Genomic DNA, 21,274 nt, shown 5'->3' on the forward strand with positions numbered 1-21,274 from the left:
GGGGTCGCCGGCATAAAGGTGGCCCCCTCGAATCGCCTTGAGAGCGCCGCGTCTCTTGTCTCTCCGGCGGACGTGCTAGATTTCAGACTTCGGCACCGACACACCCGCACCGACGAACGACTTAACGGAAGAGCACGGAAGACTCCCATGACCGATGCAGCCCTTGCCCAGACTGAAGACGACGTTCTCACGCTGCCCGATCTCCTGACGCTGACGGCCGAAGCGATTCCGGCCGCCGAAGCGTTCGAGGCGGCTGCGCGGGACGCGCTGGCGCGCCGCGTTGCGCCCGCCGGCAAGGTGGACGCCGCCGCGCTCGAGCGCGAACAGTTTGCCGGCCATGGTCTGGCCTGGCTTTCGACCTATGTCGCCAGCCTGCGGGAGATGGACCGCTGGGCCCGTCGGCTGCAGGACGAGGGCGGCCTCGGCGAACTCGAGCAGTTGATGCTGCAGGCGGCGTTCGGCGAGTACCTACAGCAGATGACCGGCGGTCTGGCGATGAGCCAGGTTGAGGTCGTCCGCCCGAACGATCTCGGTGTTTCGGCGGAGCAGGTGCTGGCCTTGCGGACGCCGGCCGTCGAGATGCTGATCGAGCGCGGTAACACGGCCGCGGTGCGCCTGCGTCTCGCCGAGCTGATCGCGGACGGAGGTTTCGGAGCGCGCGGCTACGACGAAACCGAGGCCATGATCGCCGAACAGTTCCGCAAGGTGGCCGACTCCTATGCCGACGACGCCCATCATTGGCACCTAGCCGATGAGCTGATTCCGCTGGAGGTGATCGGGCAGCTTGCCGAGCTCGGCGTCTTCGGCCTCACCGTGCCGGAGGAATGGGGCGGCCTCGGCATGGGCAAGACCGCCATGTGCGTTGTGACGGAGGAGTTGAGCCGTGCCTACATCGGCCTCGGTTCGCTCGGCACCCGCTCCGAGATTGCGGCCGAGCTGATCCGCCTGGGGGGCACCGACGCTCAAAAGCGGGCTTACCTACCTAAGATTGCGAGCGGCGAGATCCTGCCAACCGCAGTCTTTACCGAACCCAACACCGGCTCCGACCTCGGCGCCTTGCGCACCCGGGCGGTGCGGGAGGGCGACGCCTACCGCGTGACCGGCAACAAGACCTGGATCACCCACGCCGCCCGAACCGATCTGATGACCCTGCTCGCTCGCACCAATCCGGAGGAGGCGGGGTACAAGGGACTCTCCATGTTCCTGGCGGAGAAGCCGCGCGGGACCGATGCCGAACCCTTCCCTGCCGATGGCATGACCGGCGGCGAAATCGAGGTACTCGGCTACCGCGGCATGAAGGAGTACGAGATCGGGTTCGACGGTTTCGAGGTGCCGGCCGCCAATCTGCTCGGCGAGGCGGAGGGGCAGGGCTTCAAGCAACTGATGGAAACCTTCGAGCCCGCCCGCATTCAAACCGCCGCACGCGCCGTCGGCGTTGCGCAGAATGCCCTGGAGCTGGGCCTGTCCTACGCCCAGGAACGCAAGCAGTTCGGCAAGGCGCTGCAGGCCTTTCCGAGGGTCGCCGGCAAGCTTGCCTGGATGGCGGTCGAAACGATGGTGGCGCGTCAGCTCACCCTTTTCGCCGCGCGCGAGAAAGACAGCGACCGGCGTTGCGATATCGAAGCGGGGATGGCCAAGTTGTTGGCGGCCCGCGTCGCCTGGTCCAACGCGGACAACGCGCTGCAGATCCATGGCGGCAACGGCTATGCCCTCGAGTACAAGATCTCGCGCGTGCTCTGCGACGCCCGCATTCTTAATATCTTCGAGGGTGCGGCCGAGATCCAGGCGCACGTCATCGCGCGCGGGCTCCTCGGCTCCAGCCGGAACTGACGTCGGCGGGCAACGCCTTGCCCCTTTATGAGGATCTCGTCCGAGAACGATGCCGGTCCCGCCCCTGGGACTGCGGGGGGAGGGGGCCACTGGGGGCGGGGCCGGCCAATGACGCGCGCCTCATCCAAAAATGGACTGCAACGCGGGCCATTGAGGTTTGCGCTGGGGACCGGCTGCCCGGTTCCGCAGCAGCTTTCGCCTTAACGGTTTTATAAACCGAACTGTTTAGTCAGTAATTAGATTGGTGGTAGAACCCGAGAGGTCAAGAACGACCTCCGGCTTTTTGCGGCTTTGGAGCTCCTACGATGCCAAGCGGTGACCTCGATGCTTCCGGTCTCGCCGATTCGGGCCGCCTGGCCCACCCCGGTCATCTCGCCGACCCCGTTCATCCAATCGATTCCGGTCATCCCATCGACCCTGGTCATCCGAAGGTCCGGCAGATTCTGGCAGGTGCCCGCGCGACCTTCCTGGAATGCGGCTACGGGGGCGCGAGCGTGGACGAAATCGCGCGCCGGGCACGAGTCTCGAAGGGAACGCTCTACAACTATTTCCCCGATAAACGCAGGCTCTTCGCCGCCGTCGTCGATGAGGAATGTCGGGAGTTGTCTCAGCGACTCTTTACCATCGAGACCGATGGTGAGAGCGTCGAAGCGACTTTGACGAGAATCGCCACGTCGTTCGTGCGCTTCGTCGTTTCGCCTTTCGCTCTGGGCATGTACCGGATCGCCGTGGCCGAATCGCAGCGCATTCCGGAGGTGGGGCGTGTCTTCTACGCTTCCGGTCCGGAGCTCGGCACGGCGCGTCTCGCAGCTTTTCTGGCGGCGGCGAGGGAGAGGGGCGAACTCGTCGTGGAAGACGCCGACCTGGCAGCCTGCCAGTTCGCCGAACTTTGTCGTGCCGAGCTCTTTCACAAGGTACTTTTCGGCGTCATAGAGGCGCCGAGCGGAGCCGATATCGACCGGATTGCGGAAGCGGCGGTTCGCCTGTTCCTGATCGCGCACGGCCCAAAGGCTCGGTGAGCCGCGGCGCTATCCGCGCTAGCCGCGCAGGCTACCGCCGGTCTGCTTCTCGACGGCGGCCACGATCTTCTTCGCCACTGCCTCCAGGTCGTCGTCGGTCAAGGTCCGTTCCGTCGGCTGCAGGGTGATCGCAAGCGCAATGGACTTTTGACCATCCGGGACGCCCTGACCGCGATAGACATCGAAGATTCGGGCAGCGGTGACCAACTGCTTGTCGGCCCCTTTGGCCGCGCGCAACAGCTTCTCGCCCGGCACCTCTTCGGCCACCAGGAAGGCGAAGTCGCGCTCGACCGGCTGAAACGGCGACAGGATGAGGGCCGGTCTTGTCTTTCCGGCATCCTTGCGCTTCGGCTCGGGAATTCGCTCCAGGAAGATTTCGAAGGCGGCCACGGGGCCTTTCAGGTCGAAGGCCTGCAACACCCGTGGATGGAGCTCGCCGAAGGCCGCCAAGACGTTCGGTCCGAGACGCAGACGGCCGGAGCGGCCGGGATGGTACCAGGCCGGGGCGTCCGCCGTGGTTTGAAGATTCTCCACGGGCGCGCCCGCCGCCTCCAGAACGGCCAGGGCATCCGCCTTGGCATCGAAGGTGTCGAGGGCGCGCGCCTCAATTGCCCAGTGCCGGGCCTGGGCTTGACCGCTGCGCAAGCCGGCCGCGACCAGGGTTTGGCCCTCCGGCGTGTTGTCGTCGTACTGAGGACCGACCTCGAAGAGCCCGACGTCGGGAAAACCACGGTCGCTGTTGCGAACGCCGGCCTCGACCAGCGTCGGCAATACGCTGGGCCGCATGATGTCGAGTTCGCTGGAGATCGGGTTGAGCAGTCTTAACTGCGCGTCGGTCCAGCCGAACAGGACAGCCTGCTTGGCGGACAGGAAGGAAAAGGTCACCGCCTCCTCCAGGCCGCGCCAGGCCAGCGCGGTCCGCGCGGCGGCTACCCGTCTCTGGCGTTGGCTCAGCGCCGGCAACGGTAGAGTGGTGTCGAGTTCCAGCGGGGTGATCGGCAACTGGTCGTAGCCGACGATGCGCAGCACTTCCTCGACCAGACAGGCCTCGCCTTCCAGATCGGGACGCCAGGTCGGAGTGGTGACCTGCAGGGTCTCGCCGGCGTCGCCGATGTCGCAGCCCAGCGATTCCAGAATCCGCTGTTGCCGCTCGCCCTCGACGGCCAGACCGCCGAGCGTCTCGCAGCGGGTCTTGCGCAGGGCGATACGCTGGCGCGGATCGGGGCGTTTGCCGGCGCTTACGGCGCGGCTGGCTTCGCCACCGCAGAGCTCGGCGATCAGACGACTGGCGACCTCGACGCCCCAGACGGCGCTTTCCGGATCGAGCTTGCGCTCGAAGCGATAGCGGGCGTCGGAATGGATGCCGAGTTTCCGGCCGGTCATGGCGACCGAGACCGGGTCGAAGAGCGCGACCTCCAGGAAGACCTCCCGGGTCTCGCCGGTACAGCCCGACTCCTCGCCGCCCATGATGCCGCCGATCCCCTCGGGAGCGTCTCCGCCGTCGATGATCAGCATGGTCTCGTCGAGGCCGTAGGTCTTGCCGTCGAGCGCCAGGATCTCCTCGCCGCGACGGGCGAAGCGCATGGTCGGGTTGCCGCTGACCTTGGCCGCGTCGAAGACGTGGAGCGGCCTGCCGAGATCGTAAGTGACGTAATTGGTGATATCGACCAGGGCCGAAATCGGTCGCAGGCCGATGGCCGTCAGGCGGCGCTGCATCCAGGCGGGGGCCGGGCCGTTGGTCAGTCCCCGGAAATGCCGCCCGGCGACGAAGGGACAGGCGCTGGTCGCGTCGGGGTCGATCTGCCAGCTCATCGGTGAGTCGTAGCTGCCGGCGACTTTCGGTGCCTGCAGCGGCTTGAGCTGACCCAGGCCGGCGGCCGCCAGGTCGCGCGCGACGCCGCGCACGCCCAGGCAGTCGCCGCGATTGGGAGTGATGGCGATTTCGACAACCGGGTCGTTCAGGCCCAGCAGGTCTGCGAGCGGCATGCCGACCGCCGGTGCGGCCTCGCCGTCCGCCGGGGTCAGATCGATGATGCCGGCGTGCTCGTCGCTCAGCCCCATCTCCCGCTCCGAGACCAGCATTCCGTTGGACTCGGCGCCGCGGATCTTGCCCGGCTTCAGTTCCATCTCGGTGCCGGGGATCCAGCTGCCCGAAGGGGCGAAGACGCCGATCATCCCGCTGCGTGCGTTGGGTGCGCCGCAGACGACCTGCACGGTTCCGTGGTCGGCCGTCTCGACCTGGCAGACCTTCAGGCGGTCGGCGTTGGGGTGCTGTTCGGCGGAGAGCACGCGCGCCACCGTGAAGGGCGCCAGCTTCGCCGCAGGGTCTTCGACGCCTTCGACCTCCAGGCCGATCAGGGAGAGCTTCTCGACAATCGTCTCGAGGCTGGCGTCGGTCTCCAGATGGTCCTTCAGCCAGGACAGGGTGAACTTCATGGCCGCGCTTTCCGCCCTACCTTAGAGCCCGCGCACCAGAGACGGCGCTTCCAGCGGCACGAAGCCGTAGTGCCGCAGCCAGCGCAGGTCGCTGTCGAAGAAGGTGCGCAGGTCCGGGATGCCGTACTTCAGCATGGCGATGCGCTCGATGCCCATGCCGAAGGCGTAGCCCTGGTAGACCTCGGGGTCGATGCCACAGTTTTCCAGGACCTTGGGATGCACCATGCCGGAGCCGAGGATCTCCAGCCAGTCGCCCCCGGCCCCGATCTTCAGCCGTCCGCCCTCGCGCGAGCAGCCGATGTCCACTTCCGCCGAAGGTTCGGTGAAGGGGAAGTAGCTCGGCCGGAAGCGAACCGGCAGATCGTCGATCCCGAAGAAGCTTCGGCAAAACTCGATCAGGGTGCCCTTCAGGTGACCCATGTGGGTCTTCTTGTCGATCACCAGCCCCTCGACCTGATGGAACATCGGCGAGTGGGTGGCATCGGAATCGGCGCGGAAGGTGCGGCCGGGGCAGATGATGCGGATCGGCGGTGCCACCTGCTGCATGGTGCGGATCTGAACCGGGCTGGTATGGGTGCGCAGCACCAGCGGCGACTCGCCCGCCGCGCGCGGCGGCAGAAAGAAGGTATCGTGCTCCTGCCGCGCCGGATGCTCGGGCGGAATGTTCAGGGCATCGAAGTTGTGAAAGTCGTCCTCGATGTGCGGACCTTCCGCGACCGAGAAGCCCATCTCGCCGAAGATCGCGACCAGTTCTTCGATGGTCTGACTGATGGGATGGATGCGACCGACCGAGAAAGGCCGGGGCGGCAAGGTGACGTCGATCGTCTCGCTTGCCAAACGCGCTTCCAGTTCGGCCTCGGCAAGCGCGGCCTTGCGCGCCTCGATCGCGGCGGAAACGGCTTCCTTGACGACGTTCAATCTTTGCCCGGCGTCTCGGCGTTCGTCGGGTGAAAGACCGCCCAGGCCCTTCATCAGCTCCGTGACGCGGCCCTTCTTACCCAGGGCCGCCACGCGCGCTTCGTCCAACCCGCGGCTGTCGGCCGCCGTCGCGATCTCCGCGAGCAGCTCGTCCTTCAGTGCGTCCAGACTGGTTTGGTCGAGCATGCCGGCCGCTTTCTCGCGCGCTTGGGCGTTCCTGGCTGCTTAAGCCGCGGCGCGGGCGGCCTTGGCTTGCGTGACCAATGAAGCGAAGGCCTCGGGTTCGTGCACGGCCAGGTCGGCCAGGACCTTGCGGTCGACCTCGATGCCGGCCTTGTTGATGCCGTCCATGAAGGTCGCGTAAGTCATGGCCTCGTCGTTCAAGCGCACGGCTGCGTTGATGCGCTGGATCCACAGGCTGCGGAAGCTGCGCTTGCGCACCTTGCGGTCGCGATACTGGTACTGCAGCGCCTTCTCGACGCGCTCGATCGCGACGCGATAGACGTTTTTACCGCGGCCGCGGTACCCCTTGGCCAGCTTGCGGACCTTCTGGTGCCGCGCGTGAGCGGTCACACCGCGCTTGATGCGTGCCATCTGTTTCTACTCCTCGGGTGTGCCTGAACGGGTCAGTCGTTCGGCAGGAAGTTCTTGCGGACGATCTTGGCGTCCGCGGAGGCCAGAATGATGGTGCCGCGAGAGTTGCGCAGCATCTTCTGAGACCGCTTTCGGTTGTTGTGGCTCCGGAAAGCGGCACTGGCCCGAACCTTGCCCGAGGCAGTGAGACGGAAGCGCTTCTTGGCTCCGCTCTTGGTCTTCATCTTCGGCATTTCGTCCTCTTGTGTCGTCGTTGTCGATTGGGCCTCGAGCCGCCGGGCCCCCGGTGAGGGTGGCCTGGAAAGTCGGGCCGGCGAGCGACTGGGCATGCCGTAGCCGCGCCGCTCACGCAAAAACCCACGGCCGCACCGCACTGCGGCACGACCGTCGGGAGCGCGGGTTATAGCTCCGCACCTTTGGCGTTGCAAGGGCCGGTGCCAGGAGGCGGCACTCGCTCGAGAGCCCCTTCGGTCCCGGACCGCGACCCCGGCAGTCGTCAAGAAAGGCCGAGCCGGCCGTTCTTGCTCAGCGCGGCGCCAGGATCATGATCATCTGGCGCCCCTCCATGCGGGGGAACTGTTCGACCTTCGCGATTTCCTCGACTTCGTTCCTGACCTTGTTCAACAGATCGAAGGCCAGGTTCTGATGAGCGATCTCACGGCCGCGGAAACGCAAGGTCACCTTGACCTTGTCGCCCTCGGCGATGAACTTGTTGATCGCCCGCAGCTTCACGTCGTAGTCGTGCTGGTCGATGTTCGGGCGCATCTTGATCTCTTTGACCTCGATGACCTTCTGCTTCTTGCGCGCCTCGTTGGCCCGTTTCTGCGCCTCGTATTTGTATTTGCCGTAGTCGAGAATCTTGCAAACAGGCGGATCCGCCTGCGGTGCGACCTCGACCAAATCCAAGCCCGCGTTGTCGGCGCGGCTGCGCGCATCCTCGATCGTTACGACGCCGACGTTCTCTCCGTGCTCATCGACCAGTCGCACCTGCGGCACCCGAATGTGCTCGTTGGCGCGCGGTCCGTCGCGGGTGGGCCCGCTGTCCATGGGTGGTCTGCGTATGGAGACTTCTCCTACTTCCGTGTCATTGAATCAGGGCGTACATGCCGAGTGTAGACCGCCGAGCCTTGCAGCGGTCTTTATATCTGCCGGCCGGGGCCGGTCTTTTCCGAAGCTCGTCGAACGCCGTCAAGTTCGGGCGCCTCTCACCCCGCAACGGCGGCACTCCCTGCAACGGCCATATCCCTGGCCGGTGAGGCCTCCGCCTCGGGTTCCGCCAAGTCCGGTGCGGTCGCTTCCAGGCAAAGTCTATGAATCGCCTCGGGCAGCGCAAGCACCTCTTGCGATTGCCCGCCGAGCCGGCGCAGCGCGACGGCGCCTTCGGCCGCCTCCCGCGCGCCGACAACCGCGATCACCGGGACTTTCCGCAGGCTGTGCTCGCGGACCTTGTAGTTGATCTTCTCGTTGCGCAGATCGACCTCGGCCCGCAGCCCCGCCTTGCGGAGCGCGGCCAGCACCTCCATCGCATAGTCGTCGGCATCGCCGGTGATGGTGGCGACCAAGACCTGCAGCGGCGACAGCCAAAGTGGCATGCGGCCGGCGAAATGTTCGATCAGGATGCCGGTGAAGCGCTCCAGCGATCCGAGCTTGGCGATGTGCAGCATCGCCGCGCGATGCCGCTCGCCGTCCTGACCGATATAAGTGGCGTCCAGCCGCTCGGGCAGATTCATGTCGACCTGCACCGTGCCGCACTGCCAGTCGCGGCCGATCGCGTCGCGCAGCACGAACTCGAGCTTCGGCCCGTAAAAGGCACCCTCGCCGGGATTTAATTCGTAAGGCTGATCCATCTCCTCCAGGGCGCCACGCAGGTCGGCTTCCAGCCGGTCCCAGACGGCGTCCGATCCGATTCGCTTCTCGGGCCGGTCGGAGAACTTGATCCGCACAGTGCCGAAGTCGAAGTCCCGATAGATGTCGAGAATCAGCCGGGTCGAGTCCTGTACCTCCTGCTTCACCTGGTCCGGCGTGCAGAAGATGTGGGCGTCGTCCTGGGTGAAGGCGCGCACGCGCATCAGGCCGTGCAGCGCGCCGGACGGCTCGTAGCGATGCACCTTGCCGAACTCGGCGAGACGCAGGGGCAGCTCGCGGTAACTGCGCAGACCTTGGTTGAAGATTTGCACATGACCGGGGCAGTTCATCGGCTTGATCGCGAAAGTGCGGCCGTCCTCGGTCTGGGAGGTGTACATGTGCTCGTGGTAGGCCTCCCAGTGGCCGGAGGCTTCCCACAGCGCGCGGTCCATGATCTCCGGCGCGTTGACTTCCAGGTAGCCGCCCTCGGTGTTTCGGCGCTTCATATAGTCGATCAGCGCACTGAACAGGGTCCAGCCGTGGGGATGCCAGAAGACGGCGCCCGGCGCCTCTTCCTGAAAATGGAACAGGTCCATCTCGCGGCCGAGCCGGCGGTGGTCGCGCTTCTCCGCCTCCTCCAGCATGTGGAGGTGCGCCTTCAGCTCCTTCTCGTCGCGCCAAGCCGTCCCGTAGATGCGCTGGAGCTGCTCGTTGCGGGCATCGCCGCGCCAGTAGGCGCCCGAGACCCTCATCAACTTGAAGGCATGTCCCAGGTGCTTGGTCGTTGGCAGGTGCGGGCCGAGGCAGAGATCGAGCCATTCGCCCTGGCGGTAGATCGTGATGATCTCATCGCGCGGCAGGGTCTCGATATGCTCCGCCTTGTATTTCTCGCCTTGCTCCATGAAGAAGCGGATCGCCGCGTCGCGTTCCCAAACCTCCCGTTGGAGGGCGAGTTCGCTGTCGACGATCTCATGCATCCTCTGCTCGATCTTCTCCAGGTCGTCCGGCGTGAAGGGCTCCTTACGCGCGAAATCGTAGTAGAAGCCGGTCTCGGTCGCCGGTCCGAAGGTCACCTGGGTGTCGGGAAAGAGCTCCTGCGCGGCCTGCGCCATGACATGCGCCGCGTCGTGGCGCAGCAGGTCCAGAGCCTCTTGCGACTTGCGGGTGACGATCTCAAGAGCCGCATCGGCCTCTATCTCGCGCAGAAGATCACGCAGCTCGCCGTTCACCTTCACGGCAAGCGCGGCCTTGGCCAGGCCGGGGCCGATCGACTCGGCCACCTGAAGGCCGGTGACCGCGCCGTCGAACTGTTTGACCGATCCGTCGGGCAGGGTAATGGCAACCATTTGCCTAGCTCTCGTCTGACGTCAGCTTACAACTATTGCACCTGCCCAGGTAAGGCGGGGAGGCGCACATTAGAAGGAATCGAAAGGCAGTCAAGGAAGCCGCAGCGGTGGCGGTGCCGTTGCGGTCGCGCCTGCCGGGCTCGAGGGGCCTGAATTCGACGCCGGATCCGGCTCTAGCCTCGGGTGCCGATCCGCTGCATTTCAAGATCGTTCAGCACTTCGCGATAGACCGCCAGCGTTCCGTTGCACATGGCGTCCTTGGAAAAGTGCGTCCGAACCCGGGCTATCGCCCGCTCAGCCAGGGCGCTGCGCGCTGTCTCGTCGAGCGCCAGGGCTTCTCGCAAGGCCTCGGCCAGAGCGTCCAGATCGCCCGGCGGGTAGACGAGCCCGGTTTCGTTGACCAGCAGTTGCTCGGGCGCGCCGCCGTGATCGCTGGCCACCACCGGCCGGCCCATGGCCTGAGCTTCGCCGACCACACGGCCGAAGCCCTCCGGATCGGTCGAGGCCGACACCACCACGTCGCTCAGCATGTAGGCGGCGGCCATGTCGTTGCAGGGGCCGGCGATCATCGCCTTCGAGTCCAAGTTCAGGCGGCCGACCAGCTGCTCCAGCTCCTCGCGGTAGGCCGCTCGGCCCTGGTCGTCGCCGACGAGAACCAGCAGGAAGTCCAGGTCGGTCAGTTTGGCGGCGGCGCGCAGCAGGTCGATCTGCCCTTTCCATCGGGTCAGACGTCCCGGCAGCAGGATGACCGGCACGCCGTCGGGCAGCCGCCAGCGCTGGGCGAGCTGGATCACCCGCTCCGGCGAGACTCGCGCCGGATCGAAGACCTCCAGATCGACGCCGCGGTGAACCAGCCGCAGGCGGGCCGGGTCGATCCCATAAATGCGTTGTACGTGCTGACGGACGAAGTCGGAGATGCAGATGACGCGGGCGCCGCGCGCCATCACCGAATTGTAGAGTCTCTTCAGGGGCAGATTGAGCGCGTAAGGCGCATGAAACGTGGTGACGAAAGGCCGGCCGGTGCGCCGCGCCGCCCAAAGAGCCGACCAGGCCGGTGCCCGGCTGCGCGCATGCACCAGGTCGACCCCGAAGGTCTCGATCACCGAAGCCAGGCGCGAGGCGTTGCGCCGAAGCGTGATGGGGTTCTTGCTGGCCAGCGGCAGTTCGATGTGGCGCGCGCCAGTGCGTTGCAACGCATGCACCATCGCGCCGCCCGCCGAAGCGACAAGCGCCGTGCCGCCGGCCTGGACGATGGCCCCGGCGATGTCGACCGTGCCGCGCTCGACCCCTCCGGTCTCCAAGGCCGGCAGCACCTGGAGGACCACGGGCCGACCGCTTTCGTTCCGAATAGCGCCGGTGCTACCGTCTGCGTGAGTCGTCTGCACGTGAACCGTCATTTCTTGTCATTCTTCAAAGAGGCTCGTCGCCATGATTGAAACACCTGGGAGTAAAACACCCGGGAGTGAAACCCCTGTAAACGAATCGCCAGTGAGCGAATCCGCCAACCCCTCGTTCCTGGAGCGCAAGGGAGGCCACCGTCTTGCCTACCACAAGACGGACGGCGAGACGCCAGGTGTCGTCTTTCTCAGCGGCTATATGTCTGACATGACCGGCACCAAGGCGACCTGGCTAGAAGGACAGTGTCGGGCGCGCGGGCAGGCTTTTCTGCGCTTCGACTATCTGGGGCACGGTCAGGCCTCCGGCGCTTTCGAGGACGGCACGATCGGACGGTGGACGGCCGATACGGTGGCGGCGCTCGACGCCTTGACGAAGGGGCCGCAGATCCTGGTCGGCTCTTCCATGGGCGGTTGGCTGATGTTGCTGGCCGCGCTCGCACGTCCGGACCGCATTGCCGGTCTGGTGGGCATCGCCGCGGCGCCCGACTTCACCGAGGAACTGATGTGGCGGCGTTTCTCCCCCGAGATCCGGGCCACCCTGGCGCGGGACGGTCTCTATCGCGAGCCCAGTCCCTACGGCGATCAGCCCTACACCATCACCCGGCGGCTGATCGAGGAGGGGCGAGATCATCTTCTGCTTGGCAGCGCGATCCCGCTGGCCTGCCCGGTTCGCCTCCTGCACGGCATGGCCGATCCGGACGTGCCCTACCAGATGTCTCTCCGGCTGGCGGAGGCCTTGGCGAGCGAAGACGTCGAAGTCTCTCTGGTCAAGGACGGCGACCACCGGATGAGCGCACCGGAGGATCTTCTGCGGCTCGGCGAGACCCTGCGCGCGCTTTCGGAACGGCTGTCTCGCTAGATATCGGAAGCCCGCGCTTCCGCTTCCAGAACGGCGCGGAAGCCCTCGCGATAGGTGGGGTAGAGCAGCGCCACCCCCAGGTCGTCCTTGATCCGGGCATTCGAGACCCGCTTGCTGTCGCGGTAGAAGCTGCGCCCCATCTCGCTGAGTGCGGCAGCCTCGAAGGGGACCAGCGGCGGCGGTTCGATCCCGAGCAACGCGGCCGCGTAGGCGGTGACCTCGGCGGGATTCGCGGCTTCGTCGTCGCAAAGGTTGTAGGCGCTACCGGGATCGGGTCGGGCCATCGAGGCGGCCAGAACCTGGGCGATATCCTCGACATGGATGCGGTTGAAGACCTGACCCGGCTTGTCAATCCGGCGGCTCTTGCCCTCGCGCAGGGCGCGGAACTGGCTGCGCCCCGGTCCGTAGATACCGGCCAGCCGGAAGATGTGCACTGGCAAGCCGCTGCTTTCGTGGAGGCGGAGCCACTGGCGTTCCGCATCGACCCGGCGCTGCCCGCGCGGGCCGGTCGGCTGCAGCGGCGAGGCCTCCTCGACCCAATCGCCGCCGCGGTCGCCGTAGACTCCGGTCGTCGAAAGGTAGCCGGCCCATCGCAGCGCCGTCAGTGCGGCGATGTCATCGACGTGCGCGGCAAGCACGGGATCGCCCTCCGCGTCGGGTGGGACGGAGGACAAGAGATGCGTGGTGCCGGCGAGAGCTTTCGCCGCGTCTTCCAAGGGCTGGCCTCGGTCGAACAGAAAAACCTCGGCTTTCCGATAGAGATCGTGGTCGGCCAGGGCGCGCGCTTTCTCGGCCGAGCGGACCGTTCCGGCGATCTGCCATCCCTCCGCGACCAGACCGCGGGCAAGCGTCAAGGCGGAGTAGCCGAGGCCGAAGCAGAAGAGGCGTTTGGCGGGAAGCTTGGCTGTCGAGGTATCCGTCATCCTTGACTAGAATGGGATTGCTTCGGCGTCTCGCCAAGGCCAAGGTCTCTATGTTATCTCGGCGCCCATGACGAGACACCTTGCCGCTTTCTGCGCCCTGGTCTGGGTCGCGCTGGCCACGCCTGTCGCCGCGCAGCAGATCAATGCGGAACAAGAGTACATGGCCTGCCTGCAGCTCGCGCGCACGGCGCCGAACGACGCGGAGGCCAGTGCCGAAGCTTGGGAAGAGCAAGGCGGCGCCGGTCCGGCCCGGCACTGCCGCGCCGTCGCCCTGGCTCGCCTCGGCCGTTTCGCGGAGGCGGCGGAGATGCTGGAGGCGTTGATCGGCGACGTGCCGGAGACGATGAAGGCCGGCTTGTTGATTCAGGCGGGACAGGCCTGGCTGATGGCGGACGACGCCGTCCGCGCCTACGGCGCTCAGACGCAGGCCTTGGAGTACCAGCCTAACGACGTCGAACTGCTGATCGACCGCTCGATCACCTTGGCCGGCCTGGGTCGCTTCTGGGAGTCGATCGACGACCTGAACCGGGCCAGCGACCTCGCGCAAGACCGTGTCGATGTCTACGTCTATCGTGCCACGGCCTATCGCTTCGTCGAAGCCTACGACCTGGCGCTCGAGGATGTCGGCCGTGCGCTTCAACTCGATCCGGGTCATCCCGAAGGCCTGATGGAGCGCGGCATTCTGCGCTACCAGAACGGCAACGTCTCCGGTGCGCGCCAGGACTGGCAGGCGGTCGTCGATGTCGCCCCCAACACGCCGGCGGCCGTCGCCGCGCGGGAAAATCTCTGGCGGACGGAAAACGGCGGCGCGCCCTCGCCGACGCCGGGCGGTTAGGGCCCGGAAAGCCCAGCGAAGTCGAAACGCTTTCTGGAAATCCGGGTCGGCCTAGAAATCCAGATCGGCGTAGTGGGCCGGTGGCGGAAAGCCTGGAATCAGGTCGGCGAGGATCGGCCGCATGGAGGGGCGCGACTTGATGCGTCCGTACCAGTCGCGTGCGCCGGCGTGCTCGTCCCAGGGCACGCAGTCCAGATAGTCCAGGCAGGACAGGTGAGCCGCCGCCGCGAAGTCGGCCAGGCTCAGGTCCTCGCCGGCCAGCCAGTTCCGCCGGTCGCTCAGCCAGCCGATGTAGTCCAGATGATAGTGGATGTTCTGGTTGGCGGCCCGGATCGCCGAGGAGTCGGGCGTACCGACGCCGAGAAAGCGCTTCATCACCTTCTCGTCGATCATGAGGTCTGAGACCTCTCGCGCGAACTTCCGGTCGAACCAAGCGACCAGCCGGCGCACCTCGGCGCGATCCAGCGCGGTGGTGCCCATCAGGTTCTCGCCGACCTCGGCGTAAGCGTCGTTGAGATACTCGGCGAGGACCCAGGCGTCGGGGATGCTGCTGCCGTCCTCCTCGATCAGGACGGGAACTTCGCCGGCCGGATTGAGCTGCAGGAAACCCTCGCGCCGTTCCCAGGTCTTCTCAGGCTTAAGCTCGACCTCCACGCCCTTCTCGTGCAGCAGGAGACGGACCTTGCGGCAGCCGGGATCGAGCGGCAGGTGGTAGAGGGTACGCATAAGGCTGGGCGTTACCCCCTGCCTGCCGCGCCGTCAAGCATCCTCGGAGGTCCGTCGGTCCAGGCCGCCGGACCGCGCCGGAGACCTGGAGCCGTCGCGAAGGAGCACCAACAGAAGGCCGGCGCCGGCGATCAGGGCCATGCCCAGCAGCGTCGCGAGGTCGGGGATTTCACGGAACAGCAGAAAGCCCCAGATCGCCGCGAAGACCAGATAGCTGTAGTCGAAGGCCGCGATCGTTTGCGGCGGCGCGGACTGGTAGGCCTTGGCGAGCGCCAGGTGAATGATGACGTTGGCGACGGCAAGCCCGCCCAGGACTGCCCATTCGCTCCAGGCGACCGGCACCCACGCGCCAAGGAGGAAGGGATTGACCGCCACCGTCTTCGGAGAGAGCTGAAGCACGGCAAGCAGCGCCGTGAGCCCGCCGCCGCAGAGAATGAAGCAGAAGTTGAGGGCGAGCGAGAGCGACAGAGGCGATTCCTCGAGGCATTTCCCGCGTGTCAGAATATTTGCCAGTGCATAGAAGACAGCCGCCGCAATCGGCACCAGCATCGCCGGTGAAAAGGCCTCCGTACCCGGCCGCAGAATCACGAGCACGCCGGCAAAGCCCAGTAGAATGGCGAGAATCTCACGGCGGCCGACATGTTCGCCGAGCAGAAGGGCCGCGAAGAGAGTGATGAACAAGGGGCCGGTGTAGTAGGCCGCCGCGACCAGGGACAGGTCCAGGAAAGGCAGGCTGGCATAGAAGGCGATGTACATCGCAACCAACAGCCCGCCGCGCAGCATGGCCCACGACAGGGCGCGCGGCCGCAGCGTCGTTGCGCCGCCGAACAGAAACACCACGGCAACGAGCATCGGGATCGCGATGAAGGATCGCAAGGTGTAGATCTGCCAAAGCGGAAAATCGGCGCTGACGAACTTCACCACGGCGTCCTGAAGCGCCATGGTGAAGACGGCACTAACGATCAAAAAGATACCCAACCCAACGCGGGCTGGAGGTACGCTCCCGGCCACTGTCACGCTCCCCCATTTCGCCACCCCGATCGACGTCCCAGTCTATCGCGGCAAATCACGCAGGAGCGAGTCTGGGGTCAGAGCGTCACGAATAAGGAGCGATCCGTCGATGCGGAGCCGATCCAGGCCGCCCGACGCTTTCTGTCCGAAGATCGACGGCGCTACTCGGCCGGCAGGGAGGCGACGTGCGACGGCGTCGCTTGCGGTGCGCCTCCGGCGGCACGCGCGCTGCGCGGGCCCATGCGGGCCTGCAGGTCGCAGACCACCCGGCTCCCCGTTGTGACGAAGAGAAACGGGAGGACGGCGTGGACCAGGCAAGCCAAACCGGCCAGGACCATGGCGAACCCGAAGCTTGCCGCATGGCGGGCGTGGGTGCCGTAGCTCTCGCCGACCGCTTCGGGATGTTCGGTGAAGATCCGCATGATCGCGCTCGCTCGCTCGCTGCCTCGACTTAACGCCTGGGAGTCTAGGCCAGCGCGCTTGGAATGTGCTTGCAAAGCTATGGCGTCCGGGTAGGGTTTGGGGTGAAATTATTCTCAGAACTCAAAGTTTTTGAGATTTTTCTTCCTTATTCATGCCGAGGCTATGAAACTTGGACGCAATCGACCGCAAGATTCTGGCCGAACTGCAGCGCGACGCCTCCTTGGCGAATACCGACTTGGCGGAGCGGGTCGGTCTTTCGCCCACACCCTGCTGGCGGCGAGTCAAGCAGTTGGAGGCCAGCGGCGTGCTGCGGCGGCGGGTGGCTTTGCTCGATCCGGCTGCGCTCGGCCTCGGCACCACGGTCTTCGTCGCGGTGAAGACGAGGCATCACACCGCCGACTGGCTGGACCGCTTCGCCCGCGTCGTCTCGGCCTTCGAGGAGATTACCGAGTTCTATCGCCTCTCGGGGGAGATCGACTACCTGCTCAAGGTCGTCGTGCCGGACATCGCGGCTTACGACGCCTTTTACAAGCGCCTGGTGGCGGCGATCGAACTCAGCGACGTTTCCTCCTCCTTCGCCATGGAGGAGATCAAGTACACGACCGAACTGCCGCTGGGATAGCCGCCTCCCGCGACCGATCCCCCTCCAACCGGGCGAGAGCGCAGGTTTTACGTTCTAGAGTTCGCCTGCATGGGCGCGGTTGCGCTCGGTCGTATCCGTCGAACTGCCGCCGGACGTTCCGAAGAAGGCGTGGCGCGTCATGTCCGGGGAGTAGCGGCTGGCGGCGGGCTGCCGTCCCCAGGCCTCGGCCATGGCGCGGACGTGGTGGGGTGCGCCGCCGCAACAGACGCCGATGTAGCGAAGGCCCAAGTCCCAGCAGTCGCTGGCGAAGGCCCCGACTTCGTAGCGGTTGCAGGTGAAGGGATCGAGCGCTGTCGGGAAGGGCCGCTCTCCGGGAATGCAGCCGCAGGTCGGATCGTCCAACGACTGGAAGGTCGGGTGCGCCGCGTCGGTGCGGTAGGGGACCGGCAAGGCGGCGATATGGCAGGAGACGGCGAGCCGCAACTCCTGCACCAGGGACAGCATGGTCGCCGGGCCGCGCATGCAGTTCAGCCCGACCACATCGGCGCCGGCTTGTTCGAGGCGTTTGGCCGCTTCCAACACCGGTACGCCGTCCCACAGCGTCGGATCGCGGTGGGCGGAGAGGGTGACGACCGCCGGCAGGCCGTGTGCCTTGATGACCTCAAGCGCCGTCGCGGTTTCGCCGAAGTAGTCGTTGGTTTCGGAGACGATGAAGTCGACGCCGGCTTCCGCCGCCCAGCCGATCTGCTCCTCGTACATCGCGCGCACGTCGCGTTGCGACTGCGGGTCGTTCGGGCTCCAGTGGTTGGTGTTGCAGACGTTGCCGGCAACCAGTGACCCGAACTCCTCGGCCACCTCACTGGCGAGCTTCAGGGCTTCGCGGTTGAGGGGCTCCAGCAGGTGTTCCTTGCCGACCAGCCGCATTTTTTCGCGGTGCCCGTAGTAGGTGAAGGCAAGAACGACGTCGGAGCCGGCGTGGGCGAACTCCCGATGCAAACCCTGCACCACCTCCGGGTGGTCAAGGACGACTTCGGGAACGAAGGGGCCAGCCTGAACGTAGCCGCGCCGCTCCAGTTCGAAGAGATAGCCTTCGGCGCAGATCACGCCCTCGGCCTCCAGCCTGTCCTGCAAGCTCCTTACCGATCTCGTCACTGTGCCTCCTTCTCTGGTGCCAGATATTCTGCTCGTTTCGGTGGCTGCACCGCCGTCCGAAAGCGACCGCGGTCTACAGTCGGCTGCCGGCGGTCATATCGCCTGCATACTGACGATTATGTTGCTTCAAGGAGTCATGATCGCCAAGCGCATAGTGCTTGCTCATGTCCGGGCTGTACTTGCTGGCTTCCGTCTCGCGGCCCAGGGCTTCGGCCATCGCGCGGATGTGGTGTGGCCCGGTTCCGCAGCATCCGCCGACGTAGCGCAGGCCCAGTTCCTTCGTCCGGCGCGCGAACTCGCCCATCTCGAAACGGGTGCAGACGAAGGGGTCGAGACCGACCGGAAAGGGAATCCCGCCCGGCACCTGCTCCGGATAGGGCATGGCGGGGTCGCGCAAAGCCCCGAAGGTCGGCTCGTCGGGCGTCGTGCGGTAGGCGACCGGGAAGGCGCAGACACGGTTCGCCGCGACGCTGCCGACAATCTCCTCGACCAGCGGCATCATGGTCGCCGGACCGCGATGGCAATTGACGCCGACCACGTCGGCACCGTGATCGCGCACGACCTCGCAGGCCTCGGCGATCGAGCCGTCGAAGTCGCGCAGGGCGCCGCTGCGATGCACGGCGAAACCCAGTACGAGAGGCAGATCGAAGGCCTGTGCCACTTCGACCGCGATCTTGGCCTCGCCCAGATAGGCGATGGTTTCGCAAACGACCAGGTCGACGCCTTCTTCGGAGGCCCAGGTGAGCTGTTCGGTGAAGATGCCGCGCACCTCCGCCTCGCTCTTGGCGTCGCCGGGTTCGAAGACGTTGGTGTTGCAGATGTTGCCGGCGACGAAGCAGTTCGGATGGCGGTCCGCCACGCGCCGGGCGATACGCACGGCTTCGCGGTTGAGCGGCTCCAGCAGGTCCTCCTTGCCGATCAGCCGCAGTTTCTCGCGGTGGCCGTAATAGGTGAAGGCCAGCATGATATCGGTTCCGGCGCGGGCGAACTCGGCGTGGAGCTCTTCTAGAGCTTCGGGATGCTCCAGGACCACTTCCGGCACGTAGGCACCGGCCTGCAGGTAGCCGCGCCGCTCCATCTCGAAAAGGTAGCCGCCGGCATGCAGGACGGGGTCGTCACTCTCCAACCTGCTCAGGAACGCGCGACTCTTCTCACTGCTCATCTGGATCTCCGTTGTTCTCCTCGGTTTCGGCGCACCCGGGCCCTGCGGGCTCCGCTCGTAGCACTGCGAACCACTGCGGATCGGCGACCGAAACGACCTGTTCAAGCAACGTATTTAGCCGGAAAGCGCGGCGGGGCGGTTGCCTGAAATCGACGGCTAGTGACGCGAAAAGTCGCGATTTCGATAGATCCGAAGCCCGGGTCGAGGCCGGTTCCGGAGAGGATTCGCTGTCGCGAAATCGAAAAAAGCGTCGTGATTTGACCATAAGCCGCGAGCCGGTATAGTGCTTCAGTGTAAAAACGACGTTCGGGAGGTCGTAAATGAGCGAAAATATTCTACGCTTTCCGACCGAGCGCTGCCGCGGCGGCACTCAGTCTTTGCTCGCCCAGGCCTATCGCTTCGCAGCCGAGCATCCTCGATTCGCCTATGCCGGCGTCGGTCGTGCTCCGGGCCTGACGACCCTTGTGTTTCGGGATCGGAATCCTGGCCGCGACGGCGGCTTCAGCGCGCATATCCGTGAAAACGGCGTGGCCCACGCGCTGGACGAGGCCGGTGCGTTCCTGGCCGGCGGCAGGACCTTGCAAGCCGTGCTGGCCCGCGTCGCACGCCGCTAAGCGGGATCGCCTCTCACAGCGAAAAAAGAAACCCCCGCCGGCTTGGCCGGCGGGGGTTTCCCGTCTCGATAATCCCGACGTTTAGAAGGCCGCGTCGCGGCCTTCGGCCTTGGCGATTTCGCGCGCGTTGGGATTGACCGAGGGGCGGAATGGCATTTCCACCACTTCCGCCTCGACCGCTTGCCCGGGCGATTCGGCGTAGAGGTCCGGCAAATGGACCTTCAAGCGGGTGCCAAGGGTAGCTTGCGCCAACGGAACGTACCCCATGGCGATGTTGCTGCCGAGTTCCGGCGAATACCAGGGGCTGGTGACATAGCCCAGCGCCTCGCCGCCGCCCTCGCCGGAGATCAGCCAGAAATCGTTGGCGTAGTCTTCGATCGGCTTGCCGCCCAGCCTGAGGCCGATCAGCGTCTGCTTGTAGGGCGGATTACCGGCTTCCAGTTCGGCGCGGACCTCCTCCAACTTCGCCTTCCCGATGTAGTCGGCCGTCTTGAGCCGCGGCACCTGGTAGCCGAGGTTGCACTGGAACGGCAGGGTCTCGGCGTCGAGATCCTGGCCCCAGGAGAGGATGCCGGCGGCGATGCGGCGGTGGTGCGCCGGGGCGATCACCATCAGATTGTGGGCCTTACCCGCCTCCAGCACGGCGTACCACATGTCCTCGGCGTAGAGCGTGGCGTCGCGCAGGTAGATCTCGTAGCCTTTCTCGCCGGAGAATCCGGACTGGGAGATGACGACGTCACGGCCGCCGACCTTGGCCTCCAAAAGGCCGTAGACCGGCACCTCCTTGATCGCCTCGCCGACGAGATCGGCCAGCAAAGCCTCTGACTTCGGTCCCTGGATCTGCACCGGAGAGACGTCGATCTCGTTGATCTCCACGTCGAACTTCCTGCCGACGTTGACGCCCTGCAGCCAGAACATCAGGTCGCTGTCGGAGAGGGAGAACCAGAATTCGGTCTCGCTGAGACGCAGCAGGACGGGGTCGTTGAGAATGCCGCCCTGATCGTTGCAGAGGATGACGTACTTGCCGTGCATCGGCTTGATGCGTTTGGCATCACGGGTGATGACATAGTTGACGAAGGCCTCGGCGTCGGGACCGATGACCTGGATCTGCCGCTCGACGGCGACGTTCCACATGGTGACGTGATTGACCAGCGCGTCGTACTCGACCATCGCCCCGCCGTCTTCCGGCCGAACGTAGCCGCGCGGGTGATACATGCGGTTGTAGACGGTGGCGCGCCAGCAGCCGGCCTCCATGGAGAGATGCCAGTAGGGCGACTTGCGCACACGGGTGGAAATCAGCATCTCGACCGGCGTCGGGCCGGACTGACGCAAGTTGATGGGCACCTTGCGATCGGACTGGTCGACGCCGGTGGGCATGCGGGCGGTGGTCTGGGCCATGATCTGCAATGCTCCTCTCGGGCAGCGGTCTCTGGGCGGGCGGTCCTTGGACTGGCCGAACCGGGGCATGCGGAACGACCCTCCGGAAGACTGCTATCGAGCCGATGGGGCGAGTTTCCGAGAAACGACGCCTCCTGGAGGGGCTGCGACCCGCAAATCCCAGGGACGACCGGCTTTTTCGTGAAAGCGACAGGACAGTTCGG

20 protein-coding genes are annotated in these 21,274 nt (G+C 65.7%); 6 read left to right on the forward strand and 14 right to left on the reverse strand.

Annotated features, from left to right (window positions below):
• Window positions 1-147 precede the first annotated feature (147 nt).
• Together DBZ32_RS13535 and DBZ32_RS13540 are read left to right on the forward strand one after the other, a co-directional pair.
• Window positions 148-1,830 carry an acyl-CoA dehydrogenase family protein gene (locus DBZ32_RS13535; RefSeq protein ID WP_119167639.1) on the forward strand — a complete coding sequence of 561 codons (1,683 nt, stop codon included), beginning with the start codon at window positions 148-150 and terminating at the stop codon, window positions 1,828-1,830.
• Between the two features lie 305 nt (window positions 1,831-2,135).
• Complete coding sequence (locus DBZ32_RS13540) at window positions 2,136-2,849, forward strand: TetR/AcrR family transcriptional regulator (protein WP_119167640.1); 714 nt, start codon at window positions 2,136-2,138, stop codon at window positions 2,847-2,849.
• An 18-nt stretch (window positions 2,850-2,867) separates the two neighbouring features.
• Here the strand turns inward: DBZ32_RS13540 and pheT are convergent, their stop codons facing one another.
• The 7 genes from pheT to DBZ32_RS13575 all read right to left on the reverse strand — a co-directional run bounded on the left by pheT (window position 2,868) and on the right by DBZ32_RS13575 (window position 11,385).
• The gene (gene pheT, locus DBZ32_RS13545) at window positions 2,868-5,285 is read right to left on the reverse strand and encodes a phenylalanine--tRNA ligase subunit beta (protein WP_119167641.1); all 2,418 of its coding nucleotides are present in this window, start codon (window positions 5,283-5,285) and stop codon (window positions 2,868-2,870) included.
• 21 nt (window positions 5,286-5,306) lie between these two features.
• The gene (pheS, locus tag DBZ32_RS13550) at window positions 5,307-6,389 is read right to left on the reverse strand and encodes a phenylalanine--tRNA ligase subunit alpha (RefSeq protein WP_119167642.1); all 1,083 of its coding nucleotides are present in this window, start codon (window positions 6,387-6,389) and stop codon (window positions 5,307-5,309) included.
• Window positions 6,390-6,428: 39 nt separating this feature from the next.
• The gene (rplT, locus tag DBZ32_RS13555) at window positions 6,429-6,797 is read right to left on the reverse strand and encodes a 50S ribosomal protein L20 (protein WP_119167643.1); all 369 of its coding nucleotides are present in this window, start codon (window positions 6,795-6,797) and stop codon (window positions 6,429-6,431) included.
• Between the two features lie 32 nt (window positions 6,798-6,829).
• Window positions 6,830-7,030, reverse strand: coding sequence for a 50S ribosomal protein L35 (rpmI, locus tag DBZ32_RS13560; protein WP_119167644.1), 201 nt, complete (start codon window positions 7,028-7,030; stop codon window positions 6,830-6,832).
• A 292-nt stretch (window positions 7,031-7,322) separates the two neighbouring features.
• Window positions 7,323-7,844: a translation initiation factor IF-3 gene (gene infC, locus DBZ32_RS13565; RefSeq protein ID WP_119167645.1), complete on the reverse strand. Its 522-nt coding sequence runs from the start codon at window positions 7,842-7,844 to the stop codon at window positions 7,323-7,325.
• 158 nt (window positions 7,845-8,002) lie between these two features.
• Window positions 8,003-9,988 carry a threonine--tRNA ligase gene (gene thrS / locus DBZ32_RS13570; protein WP_119167646.1) on the reverse strand — a complete coding sequence of 662 codons (1,986 nt, stop codon included), beginning with the start codon at window positions 9,986-9,988 and terminating at the stop codon, window positions 8,003-8,005.
• 173 nt (window positions 9,989-10,161) lie between these two features.
• Window positions 10,162-11,385, reverse strand: a complete 1,224-nt coding sequence (locus tag DBZ32_RS13575) for a glycosyltransferase family 4 protein (RefSeq protein WP_119167647.1) — start codon at window positions 11,383-11,385, stop codon at window positions 10,162-10,164.
• Window positions 11,386-11,476: 91 nt separating this feature from the next.
• On the opposite strand from DBZ32_RS13575, the gene DBZ32_RS13580 reads away from it, so the two are divergent.
• Entirely contained in the window at window positions 11,477-12,244 is a 768-nt protein-coding gene (locus DBZ32_RS13580) for an alpha/beta fold hydrolase (protein WP_235830191.1), read from the forward strand.
• On the opposite strand, the gene DBZ32_RS13585 is transcribed toward DBZ32_RS13580, so the two are convergent.
• On the reverse strand, window positions 12,241-13,167 hold the full coding sequence (locus tag DBZ32_RS13585; RefSeq protein WP_119167649.1) for an SDR family oxidoreductase: 927 nt from the start codon (window positions 13,165-13,167) through the stop codon (window positions 12,241-12,243). The genes DBZ32_RS13580 and DBZ32_RS13585 overlap by 4 nt on opposite strands.
• A 67-nt stretch (window positions 13,168-13,234) precedes the next feature.
• On the opposite strand from DBZ32_RS13585, the gene DBZ32_RS13590 reads away from it, so the two are divergent.
• On the forward strand, window positions 13,235-14,002 hold the full coding sequence (locus DBZ32_RS13590; protein ID WP_119167650.1) for a tetratricopeptide repeat protein: 768 nt from the start codon (window positions 13,235-13,237) through the stop codon (window positions 14,000-14,002).
• A gap of 51 nt (window positions 14,003-14,053) precedes the next feature.
• Here DBZ32_RS13590 and DBZ32_RS13595 read toward each other — a convergent pair whose 3' ends face one another.
• The 3 genes from DBZ32_RS13595 to DBZ32_RS13605 form a co-directional block, all read right to left on the reverse strand.
• Window positions 14,054-14,728 carry a glutathione S-transferase family protein gene (locus DBZ32_RS13595; RefSeq protein WP_119167651.1) on the reverse strand — a complete coding sequence of 225 codons (675 nt, stop codon included), beginning with the start codon at window positions 14,726-14,728 and terminating at the stop codon, window positions 14,054-14,056.
• Between the two features lie 33 nt (window positions 14,729-14,761).
• On the reverse strand, window positions 14,762-15,694 hold the full coding sequence (locus tag DBZ32_RS13600) for a DMT family transporter (protein WP_162906747.1): 933 nt from the start codon (window positions 15,692-15,694) through the stop codon (window positions 14,762-14,764).
• 206 nt (window positions 15,695-15,900) lie between these two features.
• Window positions 15,901-16,161 carry a DUF6356 family protein gene (locus DBZ32_RS13605; protein WP_208539218.1) on the reverse strand — a complete coding sequence of 87 codons (261 nt, stop codon included), beginning with the start codon at window positions 16,159-16,161 and terminating at the stop codon, window positions 15,901-15,903.
• A 170-nt stretch (window positions 16,162-16,331) separates the two neighbouring features.
• Here DBZ32_RS13605 and DBZ32_RS13610 point away from each other — a divergent pair, with 170 nt between their 5' ends.
• On the forward strand, window positions 16,332-16,784 hold the full coding sequence (locus DBZ32_RS13610; RefSeq protein WP_119167653.1) for an Lrp/AsnC family transcriptional regulator: 453 nt from the start codon (window positions 16,332-16,334) through the stop codon (window positions 16,782-16,784).
• Window positions 16,785-16,838: 54 nt separating this feature from the next.
• Here DBZ32_RS13610 and DBZ32_RS13615 read toward each other — a convergent pair whose 3' ends face one another.
• Both DBZ32_RS13615 and DBZ32_RS13620 read right to left on the reverse strand, forming a co-directional pair.
• Window positions 16,839-17,897 carry a homocysteine S-methyltransferase family protein gene (locus tag DBZ32_RS13615; RefSeq protein ID WP_119167654.1) on the reverse strand — a complete coding sequence of 353 codons (1,059 nt, stop codon included), beginning with the start codon at window positions 17,895-17,897 and terminating at the stop codon, window positions 16,839-16,841.
• A 73-nt stretch (window positions 17,898-17,970) separates the two neighbouring features.
• Complete coding sequence (locus tag DBZ32_RS13620) at window positions 17,971-19,059, reverse strand: homocysteine S-methyltransferase family protein (protein ID WP_119167655.1); 1,089 nt, start codon at window positions 19,057-19,059, stop codon at window positions 17,971-17,973.
• A 320-nt stretch (window positions 19,060-19,379) separates the two neighbouring features.
• Between DBZ32_RS13620 and DBZ32_RS13625 the strand changes: the two genes are divergently transcribed.
• Window positions 19,380-19,673, forward strand: coding sequence for a hypothetical protein (locus DBZ32_RS13625; RefSeq protein ID WP_119167656.1), 294 nt, complete (start codon window positions 19,380-19,382; stop codon window positions 19,671-19,673).
• Window positions 19,674-19,754: 81 nt separating this feature from the next.
• Here DBZ32_RS13625 and DBZ32_RS13630 read toward each other — a convergent pair whose 3' ends face one another.
• A complete protein-coding gene (locus tag DBZ32_RS13630) occupies window positions 19,755-21,071 on the reverse strand; it encodes a glycine cleavage T C-terminal barrel domain-containing protein (RefSeq protein WP_119167657.1) in 1,317 nt (438 codons plus the stop codon).
• Window positions 21,072-21,274 lie beyond the last annotated feature (203 nt).

Origin of the sequence: Algihabitans albus, from assembly GCF_003572205.1 — a bacterium.
Classification (GTDB): domain Bacteria; phylum Pseudomonadota; class Alphaproteobacteria; order Kiloniellales; family DSM-21159; genus Algihabitans; species Algihabitans albus.